Annotated in this window: 13 protein-coding genes; 8 read left to right on the top strand and 5 right to left on the bottom strand. The window is 57.4% G+C overall.

The window, feature by feature from the left end:
- The first annotated feature begins 8 nt into the window (after positions 1-8).
- The 3 genes from DT23_RS09000 to DT23_RS08990 all read left to right on the top strand — a co-directional run bounded on the left by DT23_RS09000 (position 9) and on the right by DT23_RS08990 (position 2763).
- A complete protein-coding gene (locus DT23_RS09000; RefSeq protein ID WP_038130580.1) occupies positions 9-944 on the top strand; it encodes a sugar kinase in 936 nt (311 codons plus the stop codon).
- Positions 934-1665: a hydratase gene (locus DT23_RS08995; protein WP_156023898.1), complete on the top strand. Its 732-nt coding sequence runs from the start codon at positions 934-936 to the stop codon at positions 1663-1665. The genes DT23_RS09000 and DT23_RS08995 overlap by 11 nt, the downstream gene beginning before the upstream one ends.
- An 84-nt stretch (positions 1666-1749) precedes the next feature.
- Positions 1750-2763, top strand: a complete 1014-nt coding sequence (locus tag DT23_RS08990) for a LacI family DNA-binding transcriptional regulator (protein WP_038130579.1) — start codon at positions 1750-1752, stop codon at positions 2761-2763.
- Positions 2764-2999: 236 nt separating this feature from the next.
- Here the strand turns inward: DT23_RS08990 and DT23_RS08985 are convergent, their stop codons facing one another.
- The 4 genes from DT23_RS08985 to DT23_RS08970 all read right to left on the bottom strand — a co-directional run bounded on the left by DT23_RS08985 (position 3000) and on the right by DT23_RS08970 (position 6561).
- On the bottom strand, positions 3000-3701 hold the full coding sequence (locus tag DT23_RS08985; protein ID WP_038130577.1) for a FadR/GntR family transcriptional regulator: 702 nt from the start codon (positions 3699-3701) through the stop codon (positions 3000-3002).
- 184 nt (positions 3702-3885) lie between these two features.
- Entirely contained in the window at positions 3886-5412 is a 1527-nt protein-coding gene (locus DT23_RS08980; RefSeq protein ID WP_038130575.1) for a tripartite tricarboxylate transporter permease, read from the bottom strand.
- 3 nt (positions 5413-5415) lie between these two features.
- Entirely contained in the window at positions 5416-5865 is a 450-nt protein-coding gene (locus DT23_RS08975) for a tripartite tricarboxylate transporter TctB family protein (protein ID WP_038130572.1), read from the bottom strand.
- A gap of 63 nt (positions 5866-5928) precedes the next feature.
- Complete coding sequence (locus tag DT23_RS08970; protein ID WP_240473579.1) at positions 5929-6561, bottom strand: IS6 family transposase; 633 nt, start codon at positions 6559-6561, stop codon at positions 5929-5931.
- Between the two features lie 504 nt (positions 6562-7065).
- Between DT23_RS08970 and repA the strand changes: the two genes are divergently transcribed.
- The 5 genes from repA to DT23_RS08945 all read left to right on the top strand — a co-directional run bounded on the left by repA (position 7066) and on the right by DT23_RS08945 (position 11582).
- On the top strand, positions 7066-8268 hold the full coding sequence (repA, locus tag DT23_RS08965; RefSeq protein WP_051697163.1) for a plasmid partitioning protein RepA: 1203 nt from the start codon (positions 7066-7068) through the stop codon (positions 8266-8268).
- Positions 8268-9242 carry a plasmid partitioning protein RepB gene (gene repB, locus DT23_RS08960; RefSeq protein WP_038130570.1) on the top strand — a complete coding sequence of 325 codons (975 nt, stop codon included), beginning with the start codon at positions 8268-8270 and terminating at the stop codon, positions 9240-9242. The genes repA and repB overlap by 1 nt, the downstream gene beginning before the upstream one ends.
- Before the next feature lie 223 nt (positions 9243-9465).
- The gene (gene repC / locus DT23_RS08955) at positions 9466-10566 is read left to right on the top strand and encodes a plasmid replication protein RepC (protein ID WP_038130569.1); all 1101 of its coding nucleotides are present in this window, start codon (positions 9466-9468) and stop codon (positions 10564-10566) included.
- Positions 10567-10969: 403 nt separating this feature from the next.
- Positions 10970-11245 carry a ribbon-helix-helix domain-containing protein gene (locus DT23_RS08950; RefSeq protein WP_038130567.1) on the top strand — a complete coding sequence of 92 codons (276 nt, stop codon included), beginning with the start codon at positions 10970-10972 and terminating at the stop codon, positions 11243-11245.
- Entirely contained in the window at positions 11223-11582 is a 360-nt protein-coding gene (locus DT23_RS08945) for a type II toxin-antitoxin system RelE/ParE family toxin (protein ID WP_051697162.1), read from the top strand. The genes DT23_RS08950 and DT23_RS08945 overlap by 23 nt, the downstream gene beginning before the upstream one ends.
- A 12-nt stretch (positions 11583-11594) precedes the next feature.
- Here DT23_RS08945 and DT23_RS08940 read toward each other — a convergent pair.
- Positions 11595-12409 (bottom strand): tyrosine-type recombinase/integrase (locus DT23_RS08940; protein ID WP_038130565.1); only part of this gene is annotated, 815 nt, incomplete at its 5' end.

The following is a 12409-nucleotide window of genomic DNA, read 5'->3' as shown; positions in this document are numbered from 1 at the left end:
AACCTCGAATGGATATCCTTTGCATCGGCGAGCCGCTTGCTGAATTCACCAATGATGCCGCAAACCTGAACCAGTTTCACCGCCGGTTGGGCGGCGATATACTCAATGCCGCGATTTATCTGGCGCGTTTGCGACCCGATTTGCGCATAGGCTATCTGTCGCGGTTAGGCGATGACGCAATGAGCCGCTGGATGCGCGATGCCATTGCTGCCGAAGGTGTGGATGTGTCAGGCGTCGCGCTGGAGCCGCACGGCAGCCCTGGTCTGAGCTTTATCTCGACCGATGAAGACGGTGAGCGTAGCTTTGTTTATTGGCGCGATCAGTCCCCGGCACGTCGGATGTTCTCCCCCGAAATGTCCGAGGCGCCCGCCCTGTCCAACGCCCGCGCAGTGCTGTTTTCTGGCATTGCACTGGCTATTTTGCCAGCAGCGGCGCGCGCCCGGATGTTGTCGGCTTTGGCGCACGCGCGCGCGGCGGGTTGTTTGGTGGCCTATGATACGAATTACCGCGCGCGGTTGTGGACTTCGCATCAAGAAGCCACAGACTGGAGTTCACGAGCGTTGGCGGTGGCTTCGGTCGCGCTGCCCTCACTGGAAGATATGGGTGCGCTTTGGGGCTATGATACACCTGAGGCGGCATTGCAACACTGCGCCCGCTTCGCGACTGGCGAGATCGTTTTGACCACCGGCGGCGGTGCGGTTTTGCACCGCAGCTCCGCAGGTGAGGCGCAGTCCATCGCCCTACCTGCACCAGTGCGCGCGCGCGATACCACCGCCGCAGGCGACAGTTTTGACGCAGGCTTTTTGTCGGCCTTTCAGCGCGGAAAGTCCCCACAGGAGGCGGTTCTGGCAGGGGCGCGACTGGCCGCCCGCGTGGTGCAATTTCCCGGTGCCATCATTCCGAAATCCGCGATGCATGAGGAGATCGCCGAACATGCAGTCTGACATGATCGAGAGCTGCGCCGCTCAGTTTGCCCACGCCCATCTGACGGGACAGATCGACGCGCTGCCGCTGCTGCCCGAAACCGCCGAGGACGCTTTTGCAATCCAGAGCGCCACAATTGCACGGCTTGGCGTCGTGGGCGGCTGGAAACACGGTCTGATCGGCGGGCGTGACTTGGCCTGTGCGCCGATTTTGAAAGTCGAAGTTCATCACTCCGGCACCCTACAGCCCCACCTGAGAGGCCTTCGGATAGAAGTTGAAACCGCGTTCCTCCTTGGCAAAGATATCGCCCCCGATGCCACCTTCGAGGCGATCCTTGATGCTATCGACGACGTCCATATCGCGTTTGAGTGTTTGCGTACGCGATTCGTCACACCAACTGGTCACACGCCGCTAGAGCTGATGGCAGACAGGTTCACCAACCATTCCATCGTGATCGGCGACGCGATTGCCGATTGGCGCAACCGCGATCTGGCGGCGCTTGCGATCACAACCAATTTCGCCCCGGCGGGAACGCGGGCGGCACCCGGCATGTCTCTTGATCAAAGCGTCGATTTTCTTGGTTTTCTTGCGCGACGCGCAGCGGAACTTGGCCTGCCGCTAAGCGCAGGGCAATATGTGATTACTGGCGCGCGGCTTGGGCCAATCCCGCTGACCACGCCGGGCACATTTCACGCAGAAATAAATCATGCGCGAGTCGAGATGACAGTTACTGCCGCATAATTTTTAAGCGCGCCAACCCCCTGATCTGGCGCGGCTGGGTATGGTCAATTGCCACGGTGGCGTCGGGACGATACTGGTCGGAATATGAGCAAAAAGCGGATCACCTTGATTGATGTGGCGCGCGCGGCAGGGGTGTCGCGCGCAACGGCCTCACTGGTGATCCGCGGATCAAGCCTCGTGGCCGAGACGACGCGTGAAAAAGTCGAAAAGGTAATCGCCGATCTCGATTATGTGCCCAACAGCGGCGCTGCGCGTCTGCGCGGGCAAAAAAGCCGCACGATCGGCGTCATCATCCCCAACCTCGTCAACAGCTTCTTTGCCGAGTTTGTCGAAGGAATTGAGGCCAGACTCGATGACAGTGGCCATTTGGTGATGCTGGCCAGTAGCCGCGATGACCCCGCGCGCCAGTCCGGCCTGATCCGTAGGCTGCGCGAGCACGGCGCCGAAGGGCTGATATTGATTCCCGCCGACGCCACGCGCCCCGAGACGATCTCGCAACTCGACCGCGCGTCCCTGCCGGTGGTGCAAGCGATGCGTCACGTTGGAATGGGTCTGAGCGACTTTGCGGGCTCTGATCCGGGGCTGGCAGTGCGCGAAAGTGTGCGGCATTTACGCGATCTAGGCCATCGCCGGATTGCCTATGTTTCACTTAAGGGCGAGACCTCAACCCGGATTGAGCGGTTGGAGTCGTTTGACAGGCACATGCGCGAAATGGGCCTTGAGAATGCGGGCATTATTGAGGTTCCGCTTGCGTGGGATGGATCACCACAATCGGCGGGGATGGTGAGTGCGCTCAATCCGCGCCCGACAGCGGCCATTTGCTTTAATGATATTCTGGCATCAGGACTGCTGCGCGGTCTGTTCGATCTGGGGTTGATGCCGGGGCGCGATCTGTCGGTGGTAGGTCACGACAACCTGTCGTTCATCGATCTCGGCGCACCGCCGCGCCTGACCACGGTGCAGGTTTTCCCGCGCGAGATTGGCACCAAAGCCGCCGAGCTGCTGATCCGTCGGATCGCCGAGCCACATGCAGAACTGCGTGACGCGATTGTCCAGCCGCGGCTTAGAGTTCGTGATACCACCGGACCTTGCGGCTAAGGAGCGCGACGGCGTCGTTACATACCGCTTCCGCCAGTTTCATGGGTGCTGTCGCAGAGTTTCCAGGTGTCGAAAGAAGAACCTTCATTGGCATTGTCAACTTGTTGGCCGGCCTTCCGAGAGTCGGTAGCAGATTCCGATGATCAACCAATTTCCCAACCCCGCCTCAAAGGCGACCGCAGTATTCCCGTCAGGTTTGACCGCGACACCTACGAAGGTCAGCGGTACCGAAACGTCTAGGCGTCCTGTGTCCCAACAAACATCCGGTCCTTGGCGGCGGTGATGTGATAGCGCATGGCGGCTTTTGCGACTTCTGGCTGCTTCAGGCGGATTGCGTCCAACACCGCACGATGCTCGGCCAGCACCAGTTCCTGACGCACTGTCGTATCCAAAAGCGTCAGCGACCGCGAGAGTTTCACGCCGATGGCAATTTGTTCGCTAAGAGATTCGAGAACCGAGGCAAAGAACGGGTTTTTCGAGGCGCGTGCCACGGCAAGGTGAAGCATCTGGTCTGCTTCGACGCCAAGTGCGTGTTGTTCATAGCTTTGCGCCATCACCTGATAGGCGTGATCCATCGCGGCAAGATCTTCGTCGTCCCTGCGCAGAGCCGCCCATGCCGCCGCAGCACCTTCCACATCAATGCGGAATTCGTAACACCGCTGAACTCCTGAAACCGAGTCCAGCGGTAGAAATGTGATGAGTTGCCGGTCGGGACTACGCAAGACATAGCTGCCAGAGCCACGACGGGACTCGACGATGCCGTCATCGCGCAGCCGCGAAAGTGCTGCGCGCACAATCGGGCGCGAAACACCGAAATTTTGGGCCAGAACGTCTTCGGCGGGCAGACGGCTGTGGACCGGGTATTCCTCTTCGAGGATCTGCGTCAGAAGTTGATCATAAACTTGGTCCGCCAACGACGGGCGACGGGGCTCTGACACTGTGGCCTCCTTTGTTTCTGTTGGACCGGAGTATACATTGGCCAAGTCTCTGCCAAACGTCTGAACTCCTTTATAAGCCGCAAACGGGCCTTCGCAACGCTCGGGTCATGGCGCGCATCCGGTTCGGTGCCGCCCCCGTGATGCAGTTGGTGCGATCACGGGAACGGGGCTACTGGCACGCACGTTACTCGGATTGACCCGTCACCGGTTTCTTCGCAGGCTTTCTGATCGCGAGGAAATAGACAAAGATCAAAGTCAGCACGACAAAGAACAAGCTGTCCGGGTTGGTAAGAAACGTCATGGGATCGCCATTTGACAGCGCCAGAGACCGGCGCAGGAATTCCTCGAGGTTGGGGCCCAGAATGTAACCCAGCAACATCGTGATTACCGGAAACCCGTTGCGTCGCAGATAGAAGGTCAGAACCCCCATCCCCAGCGCCATGAACATCTGAAAGGTCGAGTAGGTCGAAACGTAGCTTCCGACAACAGCCAACAAAGCGATGACGCCGTAAAGCAGGTCTTTACGGATCGACACGATCTTGATGCAATACGGCCCGATCAGATAAAGCGTCAAAGGAATAAGGACCACGGCGCTGAACAGCAGGGTTGCAAGCATCGGCGCAATCAAACCGGCTTGATCCGCCATCAGCTGCGGGCCGGGCTGGATCCCGTTGATGATCAAGACGCCAAGCATGATGGCGGTGATCGGATCGCCCGGAATACCAAAGGTCAGCATTGGAACCATGGCCCCGCCGCAGACGGCATTGTTGGCGCTTTCCGAGGCGGCGATACCTTTGGGGTTTCCTTTACCAAAGGTTTCGGGCTCGTGAGAGGTGCGAACCGCCTCGGTATAGGCCAAGAGCGACCCCATAGACCCGCCCGCACCGGGAAGGGTGCCGACGAAATATCCGATCAGGCAGGATTTGAAGTAGCAAACAAAGCCGATCTTGCGGATTTCAGACAGCGGGGGCCGAAAATCCCTGCGCCTGATCTTGATCTTTTCGGCGGCCGCAGCGACCGCAGCCATATTGGTGTGCGTGCTGGCCTGAATGAGAATTTCCGAGATCGCAAACGTCCCGATGATGACAGGCATCAGATCAATGCCGGCGGTCAGGTCGCTGTAGCCAAAGGTGAACCGGGTGATCGGCTCCATCGCGTCAAGGCCGACGGTGGCAAGCATGAGCCCGATACAGGCGGCCAGCCCGGCTTGTGGGATGCGCCCGCGTTGCGCGATAACGACAACGACGATGGCAAAGGCAAGCAGCGAGAATTTACCGGTCGTTTTGACGAGCAGGGACAGCTCGGCCACAAAGGGCGCGACCGCGATCAGCAGCAACGTTCCCACCGCGCCTCCGAACATCGAGCCTAGGGCCGCATGCCCCAACGCCTTAGCGCCGTTGCCCTGCTGTTGCATGGGGTAGCCGTCCAGAGCCGTCATCATCGAAGATGGTGCCCCCGGAATATTGATGGTGATAGCCGTGATGCTGCCACCGTACATGCCGGCCATGTAGATGCTCGCGCTGGCCATAAGTGCGGTTTCAACGTTGAGCGTGTAGGTCAGAGGCAACAGCAAGGCCATCGCCAGCGTTGCAGTCAGGCCGGGAATGGCGGCGAAAATGGTGCCAATTATGAAGCCCATAATCACATAGGCCAGGTTCATTGGATCAAGCAGCAAGCTGAAGCTGTGGAAGACAAGGGCGATGAAATCCATGATTTACCCCCACGGCGTCGGGAGGCGAACCCCGAACAATTGTTGGAACATGACATAGGCGATCCCGACAATCACCACGGATATAACGGCCTTCTGCAGCAGCTTTTCGAAAGACGAGAAAAGCAAGAGAAGCGCGAAGACGAAGAGGCTTGAAGAGATGAAATATCCCAAAGGCTTGAAGGCGACGATGTAGACAAAGATGGCCACGACAACCCACAAATGCGTGTAGATCCGCGGTTCGCTTGGTCCCGGTCCATCGTGTTCGGCGCGCAGCTTTTGGACGATAAGAACGCTGGCAAAAACGATGGCCACGCCCCCCAGAAGGATGGGGAAGAACGAAGGCGTCAAGCCGCTCTCGGATACGGGCGCACCTAAACTCAGCGCCGTAATGAAATATCCGACAGACACGGCAAGAGTGAAATACAAGAATAACGGTTGTCTGTTGAAAATCATCGTCTTCTCCCGGGTTCCGTCGCAAACTTTTTTAGGGATCGTTGAGCCGAATTCTGGACATGGCTATGCTGCGATCTCCGCGAAGATCTGAAAGGCGGTTGCGCCTTTTGCCGGGATCTGGCCCTTTCGGATCATGTGGGCGGTCTCGATCCCGGCAATGGTCGCGGCGGCCGAATGGAATGCTTTGAAGCCCATCATGGGGTGAGTGACCCGTTTGATAAATCGGTGGTCTTGTTCAAGAATGTTGTTGAGATATTTGACCTGCCGTATCTCGATCGTCCGCCCGCAGTTCGTGAATTTCAGGATCACATTCACCGCCTGAAGCCCGGCGAGATTGGCTCCGCTTTTGTCGATCACAACACGATCTGGTACGTCGTTCGCAGCTATCACCTGCTTGAAGAAATGACGAGCGGCGGCGAGGTCGCGGCGCTCGGACAGCATAAAATCAAGGGTTTGCCCACTTCGATCCACGGCGCGGTAGAGGTAAGTCCAACGGCCTTTGACCCGGATGTAGGTCTCGTCTACTCGCCAGGAGTTGGCCGTCGGCCGCTTCCTCCTTTGTGCTTGGGCGGCGATCAAAGGTGAAAACTTCACAACCCATCGGTTCAGCGTCGCATGGTCGACCTGGACCCCGCGCTCGGCCATAATCTCTTCCAGGTCGCGGTAGGAGACAGCGTAGCGGACGTAGAAGAACACCGCTTAAAGGACCACCGGTTTCGGGTAGTGCACGCCCCTGAAATCAATAGCCATCTGCGTCAACCCGCCTGCCCTTGTTTTTTGCCAATCGTAGCGCGAAACTCTACCGGACTGAAGGGTCATCCCTCGTTTGCGACAGAACCGCCGCCCCTCGGGCCATCACCAAATTTCCCGTGTTTCGCCCGGATAGCCCCGTCAAAGAGCGGCACCCCCCCAGCGATTCGCCTTGTGGATACAATTCCAGCGGTAGCGGAGCGGCAGCTATCCGCTACCATATTTTGTGCAGCGCGCGCGCATTCAGCAATTCTTTAATATTTTCAACTTGTTATATGCTGCCAAAGCCCTCTGGCGGCACAATCACGACGCTGCCCGCGCCTCCTGGGGATAAAAAACTGTTGTTTGAAGGAAAGTTGCGTGTAATTAGTTTAATCGTCGCCAGATCGCAAAAATCGCGCATTCTGGCGACGAAATAGAACAGGCTCGACAAGAAGCCATGAGGGCAGCATGAATTCGACAGTAAAACCTCCCGTCTCGGGCTCTATCGCGGAAACGATTGCAGCCAATGCGACGCGGCTGTCTAATGCGCTCAATGAGCATATGCGCAACAGCTTTCAACCCGAAAGCCGAAAAACGCTGCGCAAGTTTCAGGCCTCTGAAGTGTCCGAGCTGACCGGCATCAGCATGTCAAACCTGCGCACCCGCCATCAGGAACCCGATTTTCCCGAGGTCGAGACCGACACGCGCGGGCGTCGTCTGTATTCCGCCGAGGAAATCGACCAGATCCGCCATATCATGGCGCGCACGGGGCGCAACGGCGATGCCTATTTGCCCGGCCGTCGCGAAGGCGATGCGCTGCAAGTCATCTCAATCGTGAACTTTAAGGGGGGGTCAAGCAAGACTACCTCGGCAATTCATCTCGCACAGCGTTATGCCTTACGGGGCTACCGGGTGCTGGCGCTGGACATGGATCCGCAGGCCAGTTTAACCACGATGTTCGGCTACCGTCCCGAGATCGAATTTGTCGAACACGGCACGATTTATGACGCGCTGAAATACGAGGATCCGGTGCCGATGAGCCAGATCGTCCGCAAGACCTATTTCCACAATCTCGATCTGGCCCCCGCAGGGTTGATGCTATCGGAATATGAAACCGAAACGGCCTATGCGCTGCAACACAAGATCGACCCGCCTTTCACGCAACGTCTTGCCATCGCTTTGGACGAGGTCGAGGCCAATTATGATCTTGTGATCATCGATTGCCCGCCGCAGCTTGGCTTTACCACGATGACGGCCCTGCTGGCCTCTAGCGGATTGCTGATTACAGTTGTCCCCAGCATGCTAGATGTCGCGTCCATGGCGCAATTCCTTGAAATGGCGGGGGAGACGGTGCGCGCCTTAGAAGAGGCCACCGGCCCGATCGATTGGAGTTTCCTGAAATTCCTGATCGCTCGATACGAGCCAACCGACGTGCCGCAATCGCAAATGGCCGGATTCCTGCGTTCGATTCTGCTGGATCAGGTCCTGACGACGCCGATGCTGAAATCCACCGCGATTTCGGATGCCGGCATGACACAGCAATCCATCTACGAGCTTGAGCCCTCACAGGTTGTGCGCAAGACGCTCGACCGGATCATGGAAAGCGTGAACGGGGTCGCCGACGAGTTCGAGAAAAGCATTCAACAGGGATGGGGGCGCGAGACTGACTGATGGCACGTAGAAACCTGTTCCAGCCCCCTGCCCCACCCTCTACCGGTTCCACCGAAAGCCCGACGGAAACAAAGTCGCGCTTTCCCAATACCGGCGCGATGAGCGGCGTGAAATCCACGCTAAAGGATCTCTCAAGCAATGCAGTGCGCGAAATTGCGCCCCATCTGATCGACGATGGCGGTCCGAAAGACCGGCTCTTTTTCGCGGATGAGGATGTCGCGACGCTTGCGCAATCGATCAAGGAATTCGGGCAACAAGTGCCGATCATGGTGCGCCCGATTGTCGAAAGTCCCGGTCGCTACCGGATTGTCTATGGACGCAGGCGATTGCGTGCGCTGGCCTTGCTTGGGCAATCCGCCAAGGCGTTGGTGCGCTCATTGTCAGATGAAGATGCGGTGCTGGCGCAGGGGCAGGAGAATTCTCAGCGTCTTGATCCCAGTTTTATCGAAAAAGCACTGTTTGCCAATGAGTTAACAGACGCTGGCTATGAAAGCTCGGTGATTTTGGACGCGCTTGCGATCGACAAGCCGATGTTGTCGCGCATGAACAAGGTCACACGTGGTATCCCGCGCCCTGTAGTTGGATTTATCGGCCCGGCGCATGGGGTTGGCCGCAGGCGTTGGGAGGAATTGAGCGAGTTGTTCAACTCAGGCAATCAGGACGTTGCGGCGATGTTGTCCGCAATCGAGTCCAAAGCTGGCGCCCTGCCCTCAGACGAACGCTTTGACGCAGTGCATGGCGCGATGACGCGCAGTACCGCTAGTCCCAAAGCGTCTCGTTCCGCCCCCCCTGCCCTATCGATGGTTCATGAGGACGGAACAGTTCTCGCCGAGGTCAAGGAAACTACGCGTGCGCTGACGTTCAAGCTGTCGAAAACCGATACTCCGGACTTCGCGCGCTGGATGCGTGACAACGCGGAAGCCGAATTGAAACGTCTCTATGAGGCGTGGCAAGCGTCGGCAAAAGCCGATTAAGAAGCGAGCAGTCGATAACAAAAGGAGCACATAAGCAGCCAGAAACGAAAGAGCCCCCCAAGGTAATCCCCGGAGAGCCCAATCTGTCATTTGCACCCTCAGATTTACCAGCTTCTCCCTGACAGTCAACAACAACCGATTCGGTTGACGTGTTTTCTGCACCCTTTTTACGGATAAACTGCGGATCAGGTCCTCTTTTGCCATCAGGTTGCCGTGATAAGCCATGGCATTCATTCAAGTCGCCGCGCCTTTCGGGCAGCGGGTAGGTCAAGTATTGTCCGCGGACAACGCCGTTCCCGAACGTCACATCGTCATCGAAATCATCCGCAAAGCCGCGCCTCTCCTGAGCCTCAAACCACCGGTCATCGCAACGCTCGAGGCCATGCTATCTTGCCTGGCGCCGAAGCGAACCCACCACACAGTCTTTGCCTCTAATGCAACGCTCTCTTTTCGGCGCAGCGGCATTTCCGAGCGCAGCATCCGTCGGCACGTTGCGACCCTACAGGAGATTGGCCTGCTGGTACGTCACGACAGCCCGAACAAAAAACGCTACACACGGCACAATGCAAATGAAGGAAAGTCACTCCGGTTTGGTTTTGACCTTAGCCCGCTATTCGAACGCCTGCATGAACTGTCCGACCTCGCAGCCACTGCCGCAAAACAACAAGAACAAATTAACTATCTCCGATGCAAACTGCGCGCAGCGATCAACATAGCGCTTACGCAAGACCCCGAGAATGAAGATGCCCTTCTGGGCTTGAAACTGTTGCGGAGAAAGCTGTCACTGGAGCAGCTCGAAACCTTGTTGGAAACCCATCAAACGCCCCCCGCCGAAGCCGCTGCGGACCATAACGTTTCTAATAAAAATTCGACTGATCTGTCCGCCAACGACGGCCAATTTGTCCGCCACCATCATAAGTCAAATAAAGAACTTAATGATAAGAAAGAAACATCTTCTGAACCATCCAGCCCTCACCCAGCCAACGAAACACTTAACCTTGCAGAGCTAATCGCCGCCTGTCCTCAAGCGATGGAATTTTCGCTAAGAAACATAGAAACGCCAGCAGACGTAATTGCTCATGGTCGAAGTCTTGCGCCCATGATTGGCATTGATCGAGCGAATTACCAAGCCGCTGAACACTCGATTGGACCTTATCACGCAGCAATTTCGGTCTGGATCATGACGCAATTCCATGAACGCATTCAGCAAGTCGGTGCCTATTTCCGGTCCGTTACCAGCGGACGCAATAGCGCGAACTTTGACCCTGTCCGCTTGATCAAACGTATGTCAAACCAGACAGGGTTCTCATTGCAAAGAGCATAGAATTGTCCGCGGACAACATGGACCAAGTTGCTTGTAAGCATTATCCGTCAGATATCGATAGGTTGACCATTAGAAGGGCGAATTCAAGCAGTCAGTTCGATGTCGCTTAAACCTCTCGAATTTTTACCACCAGTCGACCTACGTCCAAGGGACACTCATTTTCTGATTTGCCGCCGGAAGTGCAGCAGTGAGATTATCCGTCTCCTCCATAACTCAATTTCGAGAGGGATAACCCACGGCCTCGCCACATTTGGGCAAGCTCACGCGTGTTCAATCGCCGCAGGGGAGCTACATTTTGAGCACAGCTTCTTTGGTAGGCTCAGCGATTACGCGGCATAACAGCCAAGCCCGCCTTGAAGGTGGTGCCACTCAGTGTTACCTTTGGCATAGAAGGAGACTTGCCATGAGTGTAAAATCTTCAATCTCGCTCTCTGATCAACAGGATGCCTTTGCGCGCGGGTTGGTGGAGCAAGGGCGGTTTTCGAGTGTCAGCGCCGTTATCCAAAACGGCCTGGACCTTCTGCGGCAGAAAACCGAAGCCGACGAGGCGGAAACGGCCGCGCTTCAGCTGCTTTTGGTGGAGCGTCAGGGGGGGGCATTCGTCTCGGGTCCCGAAATGCAAAGTCGCGTCAGCGCCATGATCGGCAGGAAGCGGCGTGGCCCTCGTGTGGAGCGTTGAGTTCGCTGCAGCCACCGAGCAAGATTTCGAGTTGATCTTTGAACATCTTGTTCAGTCCTATACGGATTTTGGCGATGATCTTGAAACGGCCATGAATCGCGCCGAGCATCGCATTTTGACGATACAGTCCTTGGCACTTGAATTGGCGAAAGCACCGTTTCAAGGGACGCTGCGCCCCGATATTCTGGACGAATTGCGCTACGTTCGGCACAACAAGGCCGTGTTTTGGTTCATAGCAAACGAAGATCGCAAGGCCGTACAGGTGTTGGCTGTTTTCTATGGCGGGCAGGATCACATTCGCCATATGTTGGCGCGTTTGCTCGCTGGCAGTTCCTAGTAGGGCCGTGCATCACAACCCCGCCGCCTTGGTCAGGTTCACGCGGAACCGGTCGCGGCGGCGCTGATAGCGGCGGGTCATTTCGGCGCTGGCATGGCCAAGCTGCTTTTGAACATAGCGCTCGTCGACCTCGGCGGAACTGGCAAGACCGGCGCGCAGGGAATGGCCAGAAAACAGCGCAAGGCGGTCTTTCTCGGGCAGGTCCGCGCGGATGCCCGCGTCCAGTACGGTCTGCTTGATCAGCCGCGCGACGTGTTTATCGCTCAGGCGGGCCGCAAGCGCCTTTTTGCCATCGCGGGATGTCCGAACAAACAGCGGGCCAAAGTCGATCTTGGCGAATTGCAGCCACTGCTCCAGCGCATGCACCGGGCAAGTCTGATCGGACGAGCCGCGCCCGATCTCGACCTCACGCCAGCCGGTTTTGGCATTCAGCGTGAGCAGGGCGCCCGCGTCCATGATCTCGATCCAGCAACCAGAGTCGGGCGTGTCATCCTTATGCAAGTCCAGACTGACGATCTCAGAGCGCCGCAATCCGCCCGCATAGCCCAACAGCAGGATCGCACGATCACGCAACCCGCGCAGGTCGTAGGGCAGGGTGGCCACCATCGCGAGAATGTCGTCGCGCAGGATCGCTTCTTTCTGCACCGGCGGGCGCGCATGTTTGCGTTTGATCCCCGCCAGCACGGTCGCGATATGGCGGTTCTTGCGATCAAGCGCAAAGCCGCGCTGCGCGTAGTTCCAGCCAAGGCCGGACAGGCGGCGCTCGATGGTCGAGACCGACAGGGCAGGGGCCTTGCCCGCAGGCGCTGCCAGATCGGCAAGGTAAA

It is taken from the genome of Thioclava indica (assembly GCF_000714545.1).
In the GTDB taxonomy this organism is placed as follows: Bacteria; Pseudomonadota; Alphaproteobacteria; order Rhodobacterales; family Rhodobacteraceae; genus Thioclava; species Thioclava indica.
Note: the sequence above shows the minus strand (reverse complement) of the source record. Positions and strands in the feature narration are given on the sequence as shown.